The sequence below is a fragment of the Enterococcus sp. C46 genome (assembly GCF_040887565.1).
Classification (GTDB): Bacteria; Bacillota; Bacilli; order Lactobacillales; family Enterococcaceae; genus Enterococcus_B; species Enterococcus_B lactis.
This window is the reverse complement of sequence record NZ_JBFOGA010000002.1, coordinates 464,946-485,347: the sequence shown is the minus strand read 5'-3', so window position 1 is coordinate 485,347 and position 20,402 is coordinate 464,946. Positions and strand designations below refer to the sequence as shown.

Here is a 20,402-nt window from a genome sequence, read left to right as displayed (position 1 = left end):
TTGGTTTTAGTTTTTTAGTAAAGCAATTGCCTGATATGGTTTTAGCTCCAGATTTTGATGAAGAACAGTATCGGAATAATTATCGATAAGAATATCGGCTTCTGTGAATCCTTCTGGAATGGTGATCCTTGTATCTTTATCATAGAAATTTGTTAATACAAGCAGCTGCTGCCCTTCAAATTGGCGAAGATAGCCATAAACTTGCGGATGATCTGCTCCATAAGCATGATAATCGCCTTGTGCAACGATTGGATATGTTTTTCTCAACCGAATCAATTTCTTATAATAGGACAAAATAGAATCCTCAGAAGATCGTTCTTTCTCTACATTGATCTCTTCTAGCTTACCTGCAACTTTTAACCAAGGTTTTCCTGTAGTAAAGCCTGCTTGTTCTGCATCGGACCATTGCATGGGTGTTCGAGAGTTATCACGAGATTTTGCTTTGATTCGACGGAACGCCTCTTTTTCTGTGAATCCTTGTGCAAGGAGCAACTTGTAAGCATTCAAACTTTCTACGTCAATATAGTCGGAAATTGAGGAATAGTCTGGATCGACCATGCCGATTTCCTCTCCCATATAAATGTATGGTGTTCCACGATTTAAATGGATCATGGTTGCTAGCATCTCTGCTCCTTGTTTTCGATACTGATCGATAGCTACAAACCGATTGAGCGCACGTGGCTGATCATGGTTATTAAAAAATAAAGCATTCCAGCCATTACCATCACTCATCTTTTCTCCCCAAGTATGGAACAGTCGCTTTAATTCTGAAAAATCAAATGGAGGAGTTGACCATTTATTGCCATTTTCATAGTCGACTTTCAAGTGATGAAAATTAAAGACCATTGATAATTCTTCTCTACTAGGTTCTGTATACAAGATACAATTTTCGATCGTCGTAGAGCTCATTTCACCGACTGTGATGATAGTGGAATCCGTCCCAAACGTTGCTTGGTTCAATTCTTTTAGATACGTATGGGTGATTGGTTTATCCGTATATTCAGGTTTACCATCATTTTCTTTATTGTTTTTCAATTGCTCGTCTTTACCGATAACATTGATAACATCGAAACGGAATCCTTTTACCCCTTTTTCCATCCAAAAACGAACTACTTTGAATAATTCCTCTCTTACTGCTTGGTTCCGCCAGTTCAAATCAGCTTGTGTCTGATCATATAAGTGCAGATAATATTTTCCTGTATCTCCAAAGGGCGACCAAGCACTCCCACCAAATTTTGATACCCAGTCCGTTGGTTCTTCTCTTAAAATGAAGAAGTCCTGATAATACTGATCCCCTGCTAGTGCTTTTTTGAACCATTCATGTTCTGTCGAAACATGATTCAATACCATATCGAGCATGACTTCTATTTGATATTCTTTTGCTTTAGCTATTAGTTGCTCGAATTCTTCCATCGTACCAAAGATAGGATCGATGGCTGTGTAATCAGAGATATCATAACCGTTGTCTTTTTGAGGACTTGGATAAATAGGATTTAGCCAGATCATATCGATCCCTAAATCATTCAAATATGGCAGTTTTTCTTTAATTCCTTTTAAATCTCCAATTCCATCACCATTACTGTCTTTGTAAGATTTGGGATAGATTTGATAAATGACTTTGTCTTTAAATGTCATGGATATTTGCCTCCATTCAACTGATTTCTTACCTATCACAACTTATATATACAAGTTATCATTTATTATTATAACTGAACCGAAAGCGTTTGTAAAATTTATCTTTATACTTCCTAAGAGGGTGTTGTCCAATAAAAAACAAGAGATCAGACATGTATTTGTCTAGTCTCTTGTCTAAAATAGCAAAATGTTCTTGTTTCTTCTATAAATGATGTTCAAAAGCTTGCATCTACGACAATAAGTCCTTTCAAATGAAAAATATGAGGAGCTGTTTTCTTAAATTTCTTCTTATTTCTTGAAGCTGACCACTTCTGTCACAACCTCTTTCTTAAACGGTGTTCAATCAGCTGACCTTCGGTATTAGCTCAACAAACGGCAAAATATGAGGAACTATTTTGCCGTTTGTTTCTCTAATACTCAGGTCAAACCGCTGATTTCACAACCTCTGTTTTTATTCATTCGATTTCAACGCATCAATCATATCGATATGCTTTAATTTGAAATGGGTAACAATCATCACAATAACCGTGAATACGATGGTTAATCCTGCTGATAAAACATAAGCCCACCATGTAATCACTAATGGAAAGATGACATTTTCCATAGATGCTTGTTGTAAGATAAAGTCAGTCAATACATATCCTACACCAAATCCTCCAATGATCCCTAAGAGAGTAAAAATGATATTTTCTCGAACAATATACATCGTGACTTCTTTATCAAAAAATCCAAGGACTTTTATCGTAGATAATTCGCGTACACGTTCGGAAATATTGATATTAGTTAGATTATACAAGACGATAAAAGCCAGCAATCCTGACAATACGACAAAGATTAATACAACCGAGTCTAAGTTTGCCATTGATTCTTCTTGCGTTTCGATTTGTTTGGACATGAAAGACGTATTTGTCACAGCGTCTGTAGCAAGCAGTTTCTCGGAAAGCATTTCTTCTTCTTTCGTTGTCATCTTATCTGTACGCACCAAAAATGCATTATCCGTCATCGATTGATCAGTCACTGAAGCGTAATATTCAGGGGACAGATAAATAAAGCTGCCTAGATAGTTTTTCACGATTTCTTTTACTTCGACTTTCCATTCTTTTTGATTTTCATCATAAAGCGATATATGATCTCCTGTAGATAAGTCAAATAGTTCTGCTGCTTTTTGCGTAATAGCGATTCCTGCTTTAGGTAAGGAACGTGGGTTCTCTTCAAGATTTGTTAAATGGATAAAACGATCAAAATCAGCTGTTTTACTCGGTACGATCACTGTCAGACTTTGCGAAGCATGCCCTTTTTTTCTCAATTCTACGGTTTGAGTATGAATAGCTAGGATCTCATTTACTTTTTCTTGCTGCTGCAACATATCCACTGCTTTTTGACGACTCTCTTCCGTGGATGAATCTAATGTAACGATTGCTTGATAGTCAATGATCGGTCCAAATTGTTTGGCTGAGACAGAACTTAGAGAATCTCTCAATCCCACGCCCGCAACCATCAGACCGGCACAGCCAGCAATTCCGATAATCGCCATAAGCATTCTTGACTTGTATCGGAAGAGATTTCGATAACTGATTTTTTGATTAAAGCTAAGGCGTGACCACAGCGGAGTGATGTATTCAAGAAAAATACGTTTCCCTGGCTTCGGTGCTTTCGGATGAAGCAGTGCAGCAGGCCGTTCTCTTAGATCTTTGAACAAAACAATCATTGCAGCGCCAAATGCGGCAATGAAGAATGCGGCAGCTGCTTGTAAAATCGGTGGCCAGTCATAAAAAACAAGAGCACTCCCAATGTCATATCGCTCGTTAGATAGTTCAAAAATGATTCTTGGTAAAAGATTCGTTCCTAATATCGTTCCTAAAACAATGCCTATTCCTGAAGCTAGACTTGCATAGATTGCATATTTTTTTGCGATTTCAACTTTCGTATAACCTAACGCCTTCAATGTTCCTATTTCCCTACGGTTTTCTTCTACCATACGCGTCATTGTCGTAAAAGTGATCAATGCGGCAATAAAGAAAAAGAAAACAGGAAAAACATTGGCGATTGCTGCGATACGTTCAGCCAAATCACCAAATTCTTGAAACCCGACATTTTCTGAACGTTCATTGTATAGGTATGATGGTTTAGTTAAATTTTCAATTTTTTCTGCATTTTCGTTCCATTCTTCCTCTGCAGAAGCTAGTTCTCGTTCTTTCTCAACTAACTGCCTTTCTTGATCAGCGAGTTGAGCTTCTTGTTGAGACAAAGTTTGTACAGCGATTGTCCGTTGCTCTTCAGGAAGCTGCTGGATAGCTGCTGACTGCTGCGCTACCTGTTTTTTAGCATCTTCTAACTGTGTTCTTCCCTGCGCTATTTGTGCTTTGCCTTCTGTTATTTTTTGCTGTGCTGGTTCTAATTCTTCGTTTGCCGATTTTTTCAGCTCTTCTAAGCGTTCTTCGGGTCGATCTTGTAAATACTTTTCTGCCTTTTCTTGATTTTGCTCCATTTTATCTTTGTAAGCTTTGCTGTACGTATTCAAATTCTTTACGTTCGTAAAATCAAGATATAAGACAGAATAAATATCTGACTTGAAATTGGATTCAGGCAAATAGACAAAATAATCAACGCTACCATTTCCGACATTCGCGTATCCTCTCTCCAAATTGTTGATGAACAATGGAGAACGGACAAAGCCAGTGATGGTATACTCTTTTTCTTTCAATTCATCTGAATCAATCTGATAGACATCTCCGATTTTATACCCTGCATTCTCCGCTTTTTCATCTAATAAAAGTTGGTTGGGTTTTTCCGGGCGTTTTCCATCAATTAATTGTAGCTTGTTCTGCCTGCTATTTTTGTTATAAGAAAAGATTTGGATCACTTCATTTTTTCCAGTATTGGAATAATAGATCTGTTTTCCTGTTTCTACTTTTGCATCTGGGATCTTTTCTGCTTGAGCGATATCTTTTTGTGTCAAACCACCAGTAGAAACGATTTGCAAATCAGAAAGTCCTGCTGTACCAACATAGTGGTCCATCGTTTTTTGCATGACAGGTCCAGCAGTTTTGACACCTACAAATAAAAGTGTTCCTAGCATGACAATAAGGATGATTGCAATGAACCGCCCTTTAGATTGCCGGATTTCGCGAAAACCTGCTTTAAGATATGTTTTTGTTTTCATAAAATCCTCCTACCATACAATCTCATCAATGGATGAAGGATGCTCATTCAATTCCACTGACCTTACTTTTGCATCATTGATGTGGATGACTCTATCAGCGATGGGCGCTAAAGCAGAATTATGTGTAATGATCAAAACAGTATTGCCATGTTGTCTGCTAGCATTTTGCAATAATTTCAATACTTGCTTTCCTGTTTCAAAATCCAGTGCACCTGTCGGCTCATCACATAAAAGCAGTTTAGGGTTTTTGGCTAATGCTCGAGCAATGGAAACTCTCTGCTGTTCGCCTCCTGATAATTGGGACGGAAAGTTATTCAATCGATGAGCTAGGCCCACTTGCGTCAATACTTCTACAGGATCAAGCGCATCAGGGGAAACTTCCGTTGCCAATTCCACATTTTCTTTTGCTGTTAGATTAGGAACGAGATTGTAGAATTGGAAGACGAACCCTACATCTGTTCGTCGGTAAGCAGTAAGCTGCTTGTCTGAAAATTGCGCAATATCTGTGTTATCAATAATGATCTGTCCTTCATCAGGTGTGTCCATCCCACCTAAAATATTAAGAATCGTTGACTTTCCCGCTCCACTTGGGCCAAGTATAATCACTAATTCGCCTTTTTCAATTGAAAAAGAAATATCGTCATTTGCTGTAATGGTCGTTTCTCCCATCTTGTATCGTTTGTATTCATTTTTTACTTCGACATACTTCACGCTGATTCCTCCATTTTCACGATATTTCTCGCTTTATCTATGCATCGAATACGTTTTCTCACACTTATTTTACCATTGAATTTCTCTAGACTAAAGAAAGGAATTCTTTATTTAGTTGACAAATAAACGATTTATGATTTACTTACATAAAAAACATTGTTATTTGAAAGAAGGAACATCATGAATGATTTAAAGGAAAATATGATTTTTGATTTATCAAAAACTGCTTTTGTCGCGATCGACATGCAAAAAGGGATCGTAAATAACGGTACACTCTCTCCACACACTGCAGCATCTATTCTGACAAACAATGATTTGTTAGCAAAAGCATTGAAACATACCGTTGCCTTGAAAGTTTTAGTGAATGTAGACATCTCCACTTTCCCTTATTTGAGTCAACAAACTGATATGGGTGGAATGACTGCTGCTTCTGTACCTCCAGAATTCACTGATTTACTTTTGAAGGATTCTTTGAAAGATACAGACAATATGTTGACTATCACAAAATACAATCCAAGTGCTTTTTTTGGTACTTCTCTTGATCTTCAACTTCGTCGTCGTGGAATTGAAACCATCATTTTAAGCGGTGTAGCGACAACAAACGGTGTATACGCTACTGCATTGGATGCCTTCCAACACGGGTATCATGTCGTACTTGCTGAAGATGCTTGTAGTGATCGCGACAAAGAATCGCATCAATTGCTCATAAACAAGATATTTCCGAAAACTGCACGAATACGCTCAACGAAACAAATAATCGAAGCGATCCAACAAAGTAAATAGGGTACTAGCGTATATGATTTTCATTTACTTCTTTTTGATTTCATGGGAAAATAACCACAGGATTTAGATAGGAGTATGAACATGGTGAAAAAAAAGATCACAATCAAAGAAGTCGCTAAACTTTCCGGCGTTTCAATCACAACTGTCTCCTTGATATTAAATGGAAATACGGAGAAATTCAGTCCGAAAACCGTTCAGAAAGTTTTAGCTGCTAAAGAAGAATTAGGTTATCAACCTGATTATTTTGCTAGACAAATGATTACCAAGGAAACGAAAACGATTGGCGTACTCGTTCCTGATATCACGAATCCATTCTTCAGTACATTGATGCGAGGAATTGAAGATATCTTGTACAATCAGAACTTCGTCACGATATTATGTAATGCTGATTCTGATCATCAAAAAGAAATCGAGTACCTAGCCGAACTCACACGTCGAGGTGTGGATGGATTCATTATCGCGACTTCTGCTGTCTCTACAGATGCAATCAACGAAAATTTGAAAAAACAAGGCCGGCCCTTCATTGTTTTGGATCAAAAAAAATCTGAAGGATTTAGTGATGCCGTACGAACAGACGATTTTCGCGGTGGTTATCTGGCAGGTATGCACCTGCTTAGTCTAGGACATCAAACGATCGCCCTTATCTATCCTGAAAATCTGCCAGAAAATGTCCACGCTCGAATTGATGGGTTTAAATCTGCTCTTGATGTTTACCAAATCCCTCACGACCGTCTGATCCTCTTGCCTACACAGTTCTCAAAACAAGGCGGCTACCAAATCACAGCCAAACTTCTTGATTCTGCTGCAACTGGTGTGTTTGCTTTAAATGATGAATTAGCTTTTGGATTATATCGCGGATTAGAGGAAGCTGGAAAAAGCATCCCAGAAGACTATAGCATTATTGGCTATGATAATATAGACATGTGCGAATATATCAAGCCAAAACTGACGACGATCGCACAACCAATCTTCGAATTGGGGCAAACATCTGCCCAATTATTGTTAGATCGAATCCAATTCCCAGAAAAAGAGTGGGAAGAAAAACGGCTACCTGTACGACTAGAAAAAAGATTTTCGACTGCACCCTTGAAATAGCTTTCAAGGTGTGCTATATTTTTATCGAACTATTAAAACGTTTTACTAAAACGTTTTGAAAAATAATTCTTCCCATCAAAATGAATGAGATAGTTGGAGGTTTGTGAAATGAACACGGTTACAGTAATTGGAAGTATTAATATGGACACTACCCTTCGTTTAACCAAAATGCCAAAACCAGGAGAAACGATGCATGCACATGAGATTTTTCACGCTGGCGGAGGCAAAGGCGCCAACCAAGCAGTGGCAGCCAAACGTTCAGGCGCACGAACATCTTTTATTGGAGGTGTTGGAACTGACAGTGAAGGACAGCAATTGTTGGATCTACTGACGAAAGAAAACATCGATACATCTGGAATTGCTGAAATTGAGGGCGCCGCAACCGGACAAGCAATGATTATGGTGGACGCAGCAGGAGAAAACAGTATCTTGATTCATGCAGGCGCAAATAATGCTTTCCATGAACAAGAAGTTCGAAAGAACAAAGAATTGATTACAAACAGTGACTTTATTATTGCTCAATTCGAAAGTAGTTTAGATGCGACGATCCTAGCTTTTTCTATTGCAAAAGACGCAGGAAAAACAACGATCCTGAATCCTGCACCAGCTAGAGAAACCATTCCTACTGAACTACTCGAAAAGACAGATATCATTATACCAAATGAGACAGAAACAGAAATTATTACAGGAATCAGAGTTACAGACCATGACAGTTTGGTCGCAGCAGCTGAAAAAATGCATGAATTAGGCATCGGAACAGTAATCATTACATTGGGTAGTACCGGTGCTTTCTACCACACAGAAAAAGAACAAGGTATCGTCCCTGCTTTTAAAGTAGATGCTATCGATACGACAGCCGCAGGTGATACATTTATTGGGGCATTGAGTAGCACACTTCAGCCAGATCTTGGTAATTTGAAAGAAGCGATCCTTTATGGAAATCTAGCCTCTTCTATTGCCGTACAGTCTTATGGTGCGCAACCTTCTATCCCTTACCGTGAAGCTTTAGAACAATCAGCAGTCATAAATTAACAACGAGAGGAAGAAACAAACATGAAAAAAGGAAAAGTAATCAATTCAGATATTTCACGAGTAATCGCGCAAATGGGACACTTTGACAAATTAAGTATCGGGGACGCAGGCATGCCTGTTCCCTTTGGTACTGAAAAAATAGATTTAGCTGTTTCAAATGGACTTCCAAGTTTTTTATCTGTTTTAGAAAACGTTTTAGAAGAACTTGAAGTACAATCCATTGAATTGGCGGAAGAAATAAAGACAATGAATCCGGAAATATTGGAAAAAATCAAATTACTGTTACCAGATACACCGATTAGCTTTATCCCACATGAAGAAATGAAAAAAGACTTGAATAACTGCCATGCATTTATTCGTACAGGCGAGATGACACCTTATGCCAATATTATCTTAGTGAGTGGAGTGGTCTTCTAATGGAAACGACAATGAATCCTGAACAGATGGTACTGTCCGAACAGATTCATCTGCTGATTGATCAGTTAGGGGGAAAAGACAATATTGATTCTGTCCTCCCATGTGCGACTCGGCTTCGTATCAAATTACAAAAACAGCCAGCAGCAAATGTAGAAAAATTAAAGCAGCAAATCCCTTCTATCAAATATTTCATTTTACTCGATAGATATGCAGAAGTAATTATGGATCAGGGATTGGCCCCTGCTTATAAGGAATTGACACGTCAAATCGATCATTCAGCTCCGAAAGAAAAGTTAAATCCGATCGAAAAACTATTTGGTTTGATATCGGAAATCTTTACGCCAATCATTCCCCTATTTGCCGGTTCTGGTATATTAAAAGGTCTGGTTGTTTTAGCGACTACGATTGGCTGGCTTAGTGAAACGAGCGGGACTTATCATATTTTGTCTGCCGCGTCGAATGCTGTCTTTTATTTTCTGCCCATCTTTCTCGCTTTTTCTGCCGCCAAAACGTTTAAAGTAAATGGATATATCGCGGCTGTCATTGCTGCAGCGCTGATTGAGCCAAATTTGACCTCTTTACTTTCAGATAGTGGAAAAGCAGCTACTGATTTTCTGGGGATCCCTGTAGTACTGATGCAGTACACGTCTACTGTCATGCCGGCGATTTTAGGTATTTTCTTTTATTCTTTTGTCGAAAGATTCCTTAAAAAATATATTCGCGAAAACATGCAATTAGTATTTGTACCTTTACTTTCATTAGTCATCACGGTTCCTTTGACATTAATGGTCTTCGGACCTGCCGGTGTTTATCTTGGTGAAGGCTTAGCTGCAGCAATTACTTGGATGATGGATATTAACGGTCCGATCAGTGGAGCAATCATCGCTGGAGGCTGGAACATTTTGGTGATATTTGGTATCCAATGGGCTGTAAATCCTGTCATGATCAGCAATATCTCAGCTTATGGGTTCGACCGTATCGTTCCGCTGACAGGAGCAGCTAATTTTGGAATGGCTGGTGCAGCTTTAGGGGTATTCCTACGAAGTAAACGTTCAAAAACACGTTCGATCTCCGGTTCTGCTTTCGCTTCGATTTTACTTGCGGGAGTGACCGAGCCTACTGTTTACGGAATCGCGATTCCATTGAAAAAACCATTTGTTGCTGCTTGCATCGGTGCAGCTGCTGGTGGAGCTGTCATGGGATTTGCTCAAGTGAAAGCGATCGCTTTTGTATTTGGTAGTCTGACCACATTGCCAGCCTTTATTTCCGGTACTTTTTTCTGGTACTTAGCAGGATTGGCTGTTAGTCTAGTCGTAGCAATGATCACCACCCTTGTTAGCGGGTTTGATGAAGACCTGATGTCTTACGAATAATGAACGAAAAAAGACTGAAGTATGAGATGCTTATCACATATTTCAGTTTTTTTCTTTTTTAGGATCGTTATTTTTATAAATTTTTTGTGATACTCTCCAATCTTTGGTATAATTTACATATGCATGACCATTTTTATCCCCACTTGTTTATCCCCAAACAAAGATGGTTTATGCAATAAAATGAACATCAAACCACAACGAATGACTGCTCGTTGCTTTTTTACAACTTGTTTTATTTAGAATACTCAAGCAGATTCATGGAATGAAAAAGCTTTTCGACACGATTATCTGTTCAAACGAATAACTTATGAATGCTGAATAAAACAGAAAATCAATGAAAGGAAAAGGACTAGTTTATTATGAAAAACAAAAAAACGATGCGTTTGCTAGCTGCTACTTGGCTGATTGCTCCTACTGTTTTGTCGACTAATGCCGTATTTGCTGTAGATAATCAAACAACCGATCAAACAGTCACAACAGGTACATCTACTTCCAGCTCAGCTACTAGCGAAACAACGGATTCTTCTGCAGAAGGCACAACCGGAACAACTGACTCATCAACAGAATCGACCGAACCAACTGATCCGGCTGATCCATCAGAAAATGAAAAGCCAGCCGAGACATATACCCTTACGATTGCTCCTTCTTTGATTGGGAAGATCCAACTAACTGCTTCGTCAGAGGATACCGCTGAACAGCAACCTTTGAATATCACAGAAAGCGGAACGGTAGAAGGTTTATCAGCAGGAATGAAGGTGACTTACACTATTACGCCAGCTGAAGGTGAACAAATTGCTTCAGTCGCTGTGAATGGTGCTAAAGAAGTGAACTATGAGGCAAAGACTTTTACAGTAGGTACGAACAATTTATCTATTACTGCAGAATTTGAACCTGTACCGGATACTTCAACAGAGGAACCAACTGATCCTAGTGAAGAAGTCCCTAGTACACCAGATCCGGAAACGCCAAATAAACCAGATGAGGGTAATAACAACAATAGCAACAATAACAACAATAATAATGGTTCAAATAATTCAAACAATAATAACAATAATTCGAACAGCGGGAATTCTTCGAATCAAACAAACCCATCTGGATCGAATAACAATGGAAATACTCAGAGAGAACCAAACCATCCAAACAATGGTTCATCGAATGGCGGAACAAACAATGCTTCGTCTCGTCCAAATACAGCAAATCAAAGCAGTATAGAGAATCCATCTTCTGCTTCTTCTGATTTTGTTGTAAAATCACCAATTGATGCTGTATTGCCTACAAATGCAACGAATGTCCAACAAGCAATCGTTCGAGAAGCATTCAAGCATCTTGGAAAACCATACGTATGGGGAGCAAAAGGTCCAAATACTTTTGACTGTTCTGGTTTGACTTATTACGTATATATGAAAGCAACCGGTCATTATATCGGTGGCTGGACAGGCGAACAGCAATATGCAGGTACGCAGATTCCAGTAAGTCAGGCCCAACCTGGCGATCTCGTCTTCTGGGGACCTTCTTCCGGTGTTACTCACCATGTAGGTATCTATATTGGGAACGGACAATTTATCCATGCGCCCCAACCAGGAGATAAAGTTCGAGTAACTTCTATTTCAGATTTCACGCCTGATTTTGCTGTCCGAGTAAACTTAGCAGGTTTACCTGCTGCTTCAGGTTCGCTGACAGGCGGCTCATCTATTTTAGATGGATTAGATGGCTCGTTCCATTTCAGTCAAAACCAAACAACTGATCAGTTCCTGAAAAAGATTGCAGATGATGCACAGGAAATCGGCCAAAAAGAAGGAATCTACGCATCAGTCATGATGGCTCAAGCTATCCTTGAAAGTGGATCTGGAAACAGCTTATTATCAAGCGAACCAAATCATAACCTTTTTGGTATCAAAGGATCGTATAAAGGAAGCAGCGTGACCTTCAATACACTTGAACAAGATAGTTCGGGACAAAGCTACCAAATCCGCGCCCAATTCCGTAAGTATCCTTCTTACAAGGAAAGTTTGGAAGACTATGCCGACTTGATCAAAAATGGACTGACTGGCAATCCTGACTTCTACAAACCAACTTGGAAGTCGGAAACAAAAGACTACAAAGAAGCAACCAAATATTTGGAAGGACGTTATGCTACAGATCGCCAATATTCACAAAAATTGAACGCGATCATCGAAGCGTACGACCTGACAAAATATGACGAACCGAAAAAAGAAGCAGCAACAACTGAAGAAGCAAGCACTGAAATCCTCCATATGTCTAAGCGATTCGATGTGCCAATCAAATGGACAACAGATGGCGTGCCAATCACAGGATTAGAATTTTCAACGATAAAACGCGTCGACAATGCTGCTTCCATCTTCCGTGTCGCTTCAATCTGGGATTTGTGGAACACTTTCACGGCAAGACAGATACCAGAAACAACTACTCGTACAGTTAAAGCTGCAACTGTTCCGGTACTAACTTTGTTAAGTTTAGACAAATCATTCTGGCTTGATCTGCCTTTAAAGAAATAGAATAAATAAAAAAGGGCGTGTGACAGTGTCACATTCCCTTTTTTAATTTACTCTATTTCTTTATATTTATTTTGTATTCCGTTACAAATTCGCGTACTTGGTTAGGTTCCAGAGTGACATCTCCAAAGCTTTCAAGCCGCTCCGCACCTGGCAATTCTTGAGTCTCAAATGTGATACCGCCATGATTTACTAATTTCTTCCCACGCATTTTTGGCCCATCTTCTCCAAAATTTGCGGTAAAAATCACGATTCCCGAAGCATCCGTTTTTACTTGGATTGATACTTTTTCATCAGGGCTCGTCAATTCCGCTGCCTTTAGCAGATCGGGTTGTTTTTTCAATAAAAATGGATGATCGATACCGCCTACCATCATTGATTGGCGAAAATCACTGGCGAATACCTCACCTAATTTTTTAGGATGTTGAAAGTCAAATGCTGTACCGCTTACTGAAACCACTTCTCCTGTAGGCGTCGTATCTTTATTGAGCGTAGCGAATAATCGGCTGTTCAACCAAAGCGTATGTTCGTCGATTGGCTGTGCTGGATCACCAGTTAAATTGAAATAAACATGATTTGTCGGATTGAATACCGTTTTCCGGTCACTGATCCCTTGGACTGTCACTCGCCATGTATCATCATTCGTCAGTGTATACCGTACTTCTACGTCTAACGTGCCAGGAAATCCATTTTCCATGTCTGGACTAGTCTGATAGAAAATGACCGAGGATTCGTTTTCACCATTAATAACTGTATAATGCCACTGCTTGGCTTCAAAGCTAGGTGCACCGCCATGTAAACAATGTCCAGTATCTGGATCTGTTTTTACTTTGAATGTTTCATCATCTAATTTGAATGTGCCATCCGTGATCCGTCCAGCCATACGTCCGATTGAAGCTCCAATATAAGGGTCTTTTTCCAGATATTCTTTTGCTTCATCAAAGCCTAGAACCAACTCTCGTTTTTCATTATCGATCGTTGTTTGAAAATGGACGACTCGTGCACCTAGATCACTGACAGACAAAGATGTCCCATTTTGATTCGTGATCGTGATCAAGTGATAGTTTCCGCCAAAATTTTGTTCATTGATTTCCATGTTCCTTGCAACCTCTTTTCTTTCATTTGTACTGATTCCAGTATACATGGAAACCGCTTTCTTAACAGCTTATTCCGTGAGTAACGAGAAAAAATTTACTATATTCTAATAAAAGACCGAGAAAAAAAAAGGTTGCGACAAAAATATTGTCACAACCTCTTTTTCAATACGATTCCAGTATACAACCATGTCGTCAGTACATAGTAGATGAAATACAATACGAAGAAGATCGTAAATGGCACCCAAATATCTTTGTATGGATTTTGCATGAATAGACCAAACATTTGTAATCCGAATAAGACATGGACTACACCTAAGATTCCTGGTGCTAAGAATAACACACCTACTTCTCTACGGATCGATTGTTTAAGCAATCCGCGTCGTGTTCCTATCTTTTCAAGCATTTCATAACGAGCGATGTCACTCTTGCTTCCTGACAAGATCTTGAACATCAAACAGCTAGCAAGCATAGTCAAGAAAGCTAAACCTAAGAAGAATCCCATAAATTCAAAACCAGAGAATAGACTATTATATCCTTCATACATTTCATACTTCTGGTTACTGTACTCTACTTTTTGCAAAGATGGATTGTTCGTTTTATTTTGTGTAGCAAGTGCTTGGATTGGTTCCAAGTTTGCTTGGAAGTCTTTGACCTGAACTAGCTGTAAAGTGGATTGTGGCAAGCTCAGTTGATCAAATTCCGATTGACTGACTACCTTGATTTCTTTTTCTTGTTGCTCAGGCAATTCATAGCCACGAAGCTCATCTTGTACAGTCAGTTCATTCATTTTTTCAGCAGGAACTTTTTCTTTCGTGATTTTTGGCGGTGTTCCATCTTCATATTTTATCATAATCAATGGTTGAGCCACAAATTCACTTGCATTATAGTAAATCGTTCCCGCATCTTCTTTTTGAGTATAAGAAGCAGAAAGTGTTGGTGATAGTTCTTTGATTTTTTGCTGATCTTCTGCCCGAGGATTATTCATCACTAGGTCATAACCAGCAGCATTTTCCGTCATTTCCGAAATTTCATTTCTAAATCCTAGACCTACTGTCAAAGCACCAAGTGCTAAAGCAAACAGCATAGCAACCATGGAGAGCATTTGTGTATATTCACGAATACGAAAACTTAACTGTGACAATGTGAAATTGTTCAATTTTTTCAATGAAATCTGTTCTGATTTCTTTAGTAATGATAAGAAGAAAATGATCACAGAGTGGAAAATGAAATAAGTTCCTAACACGATCGTGACTAGAGCTACTCCCATACCAAAAACTTGATAGGTCTTCACGTGCTTCATCATATAATAACCGCAGCCTAGAAAAGCAATCCCAAGTACTACTTCAAGGAAGAACAAGAATTTATGCTGCTTGATTCTTGTTGGTGTCTGATCCGCACGAATCAATGCTAAAATCGGTTTTTTGACAATCGAAAAAGCATTAACAATAGCTGCTAATAAAAACAAAATAGCAAAAAACAAAACGGTGATCAACAACCCATGAATGCTAAAAGGTGTAAAATGCGAAATATTGATATCTAACTGATCCACTAATAATTGGTGGACAATACTTGTCAATCCTACACCGACAGCTGAACCCACTAAAGTAGCCGCGATCCCTACTACGAATGTTTCAGAAAAAATCATCTGTGCGATTTTTCTGCCTTTTGCTCCTAGCATCATAAACATGGCATAATCTTTTTGCCGCATCGTCATCAAAAAGGAATTCGCATACAAAATATAAACGAAGGTAATGATCCCTAGTAAAACAGAACCTAGTCGGAAAATGATAACTGTAGCTGCAACGATCGTATTACTTTTCAAAAAGGCTTCGTTGCTCGCCATTGATTCAAACATGTAAAAAATAGCAGATGCCATAACTAATCCTGAGAATAATACCAAGTAATCTCTTAAACGGCTCTTGATCCCAGTAAGTGATAATTTCCAAAGCATAGTCAATCTCCCCCTACTGTTCCAAGTTTCCAAGAATAGATAGTATTTCCCGATAGAAGGAATCCCGGCTTTGATCTCCACGTTTCACTTCTTGATGGATACCGCCATCCTTGATGAATAAAATACGTTGGCAATAACTTGCAGAAAACGGATCATGTGTCACTAGAAGAATCGATACATGATCTTTTGTATTCAATTCGTCCATCGTATCTAAAAGATCACGGGCACTTTTAGAATCCAGCGCACCTGTAGGCTCATCGCCTAATAAAATCGTTGGTTGGGTGATCAACGCACGTGCGGCAGCGACCCGTTGTTTTTGTCCACCGGAAATCTCAGAAGGATAGCTTTCCAAAATATGAGCAATCGATAAACGTTCTGCAATTTTTTGGACACGTTGCTTGATTTCTTTTGGTCTGACACCTTGTAAAGAAAGAGGAACAGCGATATTTTCTTGTGCTGTCAAACTTTCTAATAAATTGAAATCTTGGAAAATAAAGCCGATTTCATTCGCACGAAAATCTGCTAGTTGATTTCCTTTTAATGTCGTCACATCTTTTTGATTGATTCGGATATGTCCATCTGTTGGTTTGTCTAATGTGGATAAGATATTCAAAAGTGTTGATTTACCTGAACCGGAAGCCCCCATGATGCCAATAAATTCACCTTTTTCTACATCGAAGCTGATGCCGCTTAATGCTTGCGTCTTTTTCTCATTGTTTTTCCCGTATACTTTTGTTACATTCTGTACTTCGACTATTTTGTTCATTTCTTTCTTTCCCTACCCTTTAATTAGTTTTTCTAGTGCTGTTTTCGGCACATCTTTTTTTTCGACTTCTTCATATGAAGTGACACCTTTCTTTTTATTCCAGGTGATTTTTAAATATGCTCCTTTACGAAGCGGTCGAGTTAATTGCCCATTGAAATCTAGTTCTTTTTCCTTACCCTCTTTTGTATAACCAGGCAGGATATATCTATAGTTGACTGTTTCTTGTCCAGAGTCTGCTTTGGATACTGTTTTTGCACCATCTGTCGTAATCTGTACATAGTATTCTTCTCCGCCCATCACTACGTAATCTGCGATTTTCACCCCTGCAAGTGCCACAACGATGAAAACAAGTAGTCCGATCAGAAGTTTTTTCACTTTTTTTCCTTCTCTCTTACTTTATATATTGATTATAGAAAAAAACGAACAATTCTGCCTTCGAATCATCTATCATTCTTCTTTCAATTTTGTCATTTTCTTTAAACAACTAAAAAAGAGTTTAAGACAATCGTCCTAAACTCCTTCTTCCTATTTTACAAAAAGTATGTCACTTACGGTCTTTCATGTCGCCTGTATTGATAACGGGTTGCGTTCCTTTGTCTGTAATGATTGAGACAAGTAAATTATTGATTAATTGGACTTTCCGGTCATCGGTGAAATTGATTTCTTGTCCTTCTTCGATTTGCTCCAAAGCCATTTGAGTGATCGTGACAGCTCCTTCAACAATGGTTTGTCGAGCAGACAAAATAGCTCTTGCTTGTTGACGTTGCAGCATGGCGCTGGCGATTTCTGTTGCATAGGCTAAATGGTTCAAACGTGTTTCGATTACTTCGACACCTGCTACTGCTAAACGCTCTTGCAACTCCTTTTTCAACTCGTCAGACACTGCCGTAGTGTTTCCTCGAAGCGTTAAATCATCATCATTGAAGGTATCATACGGATATTGGCTAGCGATATGCCGGATGGCCGTCTCACTTTGGATTTCTACAAAATCTTGATAATACGCTACATCGAATAATGCCTTTGCTGTATCAATGACTTTAAACACGACTACCGCTGAGATTTCGATGGGGTTTCCGTCTAAATCATTGACTTTTAAAACAGAACTGTTGAAATTCCGAACTTTCAACGAAACAGTCATTTTTTGTGCCAAAGGGATCGTAAGGAAAAAGCCATTTTCCCGGATCGTACCTAAATATTGTCCAAAAAACAAAATCACTTTTGCTTGATTAGGACTGACTACAGTTGCCGAACTTAGCAACAGTAACGCGATCAACCAAAGAAAAATACTTAAAAATAGTGCCCAAACTTTCGCTTGCCACATGCCTAAATAGAAGAAAAATAAACCAACTAAAGCTAATACGACCAAACCGACGATTCCTGCATAACCATTGATATAAATTGCTCTTTTTTCTCTCATTCTACTTTCTGCGCTCCTTTATCCTTCAATAAATATATAGCGTTGCTTTTTAATCCTTTTTTCGAATTCGCGCCATTGCACCTTCTAGTTCCAAATCTTTGTCTTCAGTGATGTACCAACCGCTTGCCTGTGTTCCTCCGGCTGCTTGCGGCAAATAATCCAATCTTGTTCGAATCCAGTGTTTTTCTTCTGTAAAATAGTCTTCTACCAAGATTTCTAGATCCATCCCTGCTGAAAGAGGCAAATCTTCCCGAACAGATTTAAAGATAAATCGTTCCTTCTCCCCATCATACTTCAATATTCCTGTATCGATAATCGGTAAAGAATAATAGTCCAGTTCTTTCTTCACCGTCAATAAATGTTTGAAAACTTCATGGTATACTTGCTCTAATTGACGACCTTCTGAATTGTTCGGATAGTTGACCATCACTTTTTCTTTATCTGGATCATAGAAGGTTTGACTTAGTTGAGTGATATAAGTATGTAATCTTTCCATTTCTGTTTTTAACTTTTCTCTTTGACCTTCTTCTGCCTTCATATACTTTTTCACCCTGTTTTCTTTATAGATATGTTCTTACTTATTTTACTATAGTTATGTGTGTTAAGCGATGAAAAACAGCAAAGATCCTTCCGATCTTTGCTGTTTTTTCTTAAACTATCCAGTTGTTTGCTAGATCAATCTGTTTCATTGTCCTCTTGATCTGTCATGATATTGATAGAAGTGTCTTTGGCAGTAATCTTCAACCGTTTCTGTCCTTGCTCTAACAACGTATTTGTTATTGGCTGGTAGTCTTTTTCAATATGAGATTCACCAGATGTTTGGAGAGTATAGCCACTGTTTTCCATCTCATGCAAAGATAAATTACTACTGTTTAGAGTAACTTTTCCTTCTTTACTGACCAAACTGTCTTCTAGATGTAAATTGCTGCTTTCTCCTATGACGGTCAAGTTATCCACCTTGACTTCATCTAAACGAAGAGAACCTAATTCATCTTTCGCCGTTATTGTTCCTCCCGTAAGTTCATTGAATGATACCCAACCATCGTGTGTCGTAGTATTCACTTTTTTGATTGATACTTCATTGATGTCAATCGCACTATTATTCCCTTCAATCGTCAATTCAGATAATTCCTGATCTGTAGGGACAACAATAGTGATTTGTGCACTGGTGTCTTCCAAACCAATAATCTCACCTTCTGATTTTTTGACTGCATTCACGGTCAATACACCATTTTTCTCCTTTATTTCTGGCTTTTCTGTCTTATCGTAGGTCGTTTTTATCTCAAAATCCAATCCGCGTGTGACTGACACTGTTTGATGTTCTGCATGGATGACGATTTTGTTTGCCTCTTTGATTTTTTTCGTCTCCGTCACCATATTGATCAATCGAGGACCATTATCCCAAGTCAGACTCTTTTGAGCGCCTAATGTATAAGTTGCACCTGCTAGGAGTCCGCCAGTAACCATCAGGATAATACCGGTAATCAAAAAATGTTTTAATCTCATTTATCTGTCCTCCTTCAAACGCCCGCTGAATGCAGATCTCTTTTTGTAATAAAACGCCGCCCCATCCATTTAACAAATTTCATCATGACATAAAAAAGCCATTTTGTTCCTTTCAGCAACAGTGGCGAAATAAATACTGCGCTTCCCGTGGCGAACAGACCGACACCGATAAAGAACAACCCACTCAGAATCGATTGACCAAACACACTGATTCCTGAGATGATCATGAATAAGCCAATACCTAAGATACTGATACATAGGACATAGATACTAAAAATGAGCGCCAGCAAAGCAATCAATAGTCCCCCAATAACCAATATAAACCCCAATGCTAGTGGAATGAGGACAGGAGAAGCAAATAAACCGATAATGATTAACCAAATCAGACGTATTTGTCTTTTTGGACTTCTCACTAACTCATCTTCTGCTTGTTCTTCTTCTGAAAAGTAACTGATTTTTAATTTTAAAGCAAACTGCTTTGGTGTACCATATTCATCAATGACCTGATCTAATGTTTTTCCGGAATCTAAAAAATATTCCTCATAATATTGGATCAAATCAAAACGATCGTCTTCAGGAATTTCTTGAAGATGATCCACAACTTCATTCAAATAATCATTCATTTGTGTTCTCCTCCAATAACCGGTCTAAAGAATCTCGAAAAACAATCCATTCATCAATAATTTCTTCTAAATGACGACTTCCTATTGGTGTCAACGAGTAATATCGACGGTTCCTGCCTTCAAAAGGTTCATCATAGGTCTCAAGATACCCTTCTTTTTTCAATCTTCTCAAAACCGGATACAGTGTAGATTCACTGACTGAGAGACTTTCTTGTACGATTTTTGTTAAGGCATAACCATACATATCTTCTTTGCTTAATGCTGCTAACACAGTACCATCAAGAAGAACAGTTGGAATCTGGATGTGCATTACGTCACCT

The 20,402-nt window shown here is 38.6% G+C and carries 18 protein-coding genes; 6 read left to right on the top strand and 12 right to left on the bottom strand.

Translation table 11 applies throughout. The features are described 5' to 3' along the window. Positions 1-6 precede the first annotated feature (6 nt). From treC to AB3I27_RS05505, 3 genes are all read right to left on the bottom strand, one after another. Entirely contained in the window at positions 7-1,635 is a 1,629-nt protein-coding gene (gene treC / locus AB3I27_RS05515) for an alpha,alpha-phosphotrehalase (protein WP_002314064.1), read from the bottom strand. A 451-nt stretch (positions 1,636-2,086) separates the two neighbouring features. Continuing rightward, entirely contained in the window at positions 2,087-4,798 is a 2,712-nt protein-coding gene (locus AB3I27_RS05510) for an FtsX-like permease family protein (RefSeq protein WP_235042725.1), read from the bottom strand. A gap of 9 nt (positions 4,799-4,807) precedes the next feature. Beyond that, entirely contained in the window at positions 4,808-5,509 is a 702-nt protein-coding gene (locus AB3I27_RS05505) for an ABC transporter ATP-binding protein (RefSeq protein ID WP_002310780.1), read from the bottom strand. Positions 5,510-5,689: 180 nt separating this feature from the next. Between AB3I27_RS05505 and AB3I27_RS05500 the strand changes: the two genes are divergently transcribed. The 6 genes from AB3I27_RS05500 to AB3I27_RS05475 all read left to right on the top strand — a co-directional run bounded on the left by AB3I27_RS05500 (position 5,690) and on the right by AB3I27_RS05475 (position 12,725). Beyond that, a complete protein-coding gene (locus AB3I27_RS05500; RefSeq protein ID WP_235042726.1) occupies positions 5,690-6,292 on the top strand; it encodes an isochorismatase family protein in 603 nt (200 codons plus the stop codon). A gap of 81 nt (positions 6,293-6,373) precedes the next feature. Next, complete coding sequence (locus AB3I27_RS05495; RefSeq protein ID WP_002310778.1) at positions 6,374-7,387, top strand: ribose utilization transcriptional repressor RbsR; 1,014 nt, start codon at positions 6,374-6,376, stop codon at positions 7,385-7,387. Positions 7,388-7,495: 108 nt separating this feature from the next. Further along, positions 7,496-8,419, top strand: coding sequence for a ribokinase (gene rbsK, locus AB3I27_RS05490; RefSeq protein ID WP_002310777.1), 924 nt, complete (start codon positions 7,496-7,498; stop codon positions 8,417-8,419). 21 nt (positions 8,420-8,440) lie between these two features. Beyond that, positions 8,441-8,836 (top strand): D-ribose pyranase, encoded by a 396-nt coding sequence (gene rbsD, locus AB3I27_RS05485; protein WP_002293242.1) that lies wholly within the window; start codon positions 8,441-8,443, stop codon positions 8,834-8,836. Continuing rightward, positions 8,836-10,209 (top strand): PTS transporter subunit EIIC, encoded by a 1,374-nt coding sequence (locus AB3I27_RS05480; RefSeq protein WP_002316674.1) that lies wholly within the window; start codon positions 8,836-8,838, stop codon positions 10,207-10,209. The genes rbsD and AB3I27_RS05480 overlap by 1 nt, the downstream gene beginning before the upstream one ends. Positions 10,210-10,568: 359 nt before the next feature. Beyond that, positions 10,569-12,725, top strand: a complete 2,157-nt coding sequence (locus AB3I27_RS05475; protein WP_235042727.1) for a glucosaminidase domain-containing protein — start codon at positions 10,569-10,571, stop codon at positions 12,723-12,725. A 52-nt stretch (positions 12,726-12,777) separates the two neighbouring features. Here AB3I27_RS05475 and AB3I27_RS05470 read toward each other — a convergent pair whose 3' ends face one another. The 9 genes from AB3I27_RS05470 to AB3I27_RS05430 all read right to left on the bottom strand — a co-directional run bounded on the left by AB3I27_RS05470 (position 12,778) and on the right by AB3I27_RS05430 (position 20,392). Continuing rightward, positions 12,778-13,818 carry an aldose epimerase family protein gene (locus AB3I27_RS05470; protein WP_235042729.1) on the bottom strand — a complete coding sequence of 347 codons (1,041 nt, stop codon included), beginning with the start codon at positions 13,816-13,818 and terminating at the stop codon, positions 12,778-12,780. 149 nt (positions 13,819-13,967) lie between these two features. Then, positions 13,968-15,770: an FtsX-like permease family protein gene (locus AB3I27_RS05465; RefSeq protein ID WP_104760304.1), complete on the bottom strand. Its 1,803-nt coding sequence runs from the start codon at positions 15,768-15,770 to the stop codon at positions 13,968-13,970. Between the two features lie 13 nt (positions 15,771-15,783). Continuing rightward, the gene (locus AB3I27_RS05460) at positions 15,784-16,536 is read right to left on the bottom strand and encodes an ABC transporter ATP-binding protein (protein WP_002312797.1); all 753 of its coding nucleotides are present in this window, start codon (positions 16,534-16,536) and stop codon (positions 15,784-15,786) included. Positions 16,537-16,548: 12 nt separating this feature from the next. Next, complete coding sequence (locus AB3I27_RS05455) at positions 16,549-16,911, bottom strand: YxeA family protein (protein WP_002310770.1); 363 nt, start codon at positions 16,909-16,911, stop codon at positions 16,549-16,551. A gap of 169 nt (positions 16,912-17,080) precedes the next feature. Beyond that, entirely contained in the window at positions 17,081-17,953 is an 873-nt protein-coding gene (locus AB3I27_RS05450; protein WP_002293231.1) for an SPFH domain-containing protein, read from the bottom strand. A gap of 49 nt (positions 17,954-18,002) precedes the next feature. Further along, positions 18,003-18,491 carry a DUF5348 domain-containing protein gene (locus AB3I27_RS05445; protein WP_002346166.1) on the bottom strand — a complete coding sequence of 163 codons (489 nt, stop codon included), beginning with the start codon at positions 18,489-18,491 and terminating at the stop codon, positions 18,003-18,005. Between the two features lie 137 nt (positions 18,492-18,628). Continuing rightward, positions 18,629-19,459, bottom strand: coding sequence for a DUF4097 family beta strand repeat-containing protein (locus tag AB3I27_RS05440; protein ID WP_104760305.1), 831 nt, complete (start codon positions 19,457-19,459; stop codon positions 18,629-18,631). A gap of 14 nt (positions 19,460-19,473) precedes the next feature. After that, a complete protein-coding gene (locus AB3I27_RS05435; protein WP_047927975.1) occupies positions 19,474-20,082 on the bottom strand; it encodes a DUF1700 domain-containing protein in 609 nt (202 codons plus the stop codon). After that, positions 20,075-20,392, bottom strand: coding sequence for a PadR family transcriptional regulator (locus AB3I27_RS05430; protein WP_002310766.1), 318 nt, complete (start codon positions 20,390-20,392; stop codon positions 20,075-20,077). The genes AB3I27_RS05435 and AB3I27_RS05430 overlap by 8 nt, the downstream gene beginning before the upstream one ends. Positions 20,393-20,402: the final 10 nt, after the last annotated feature.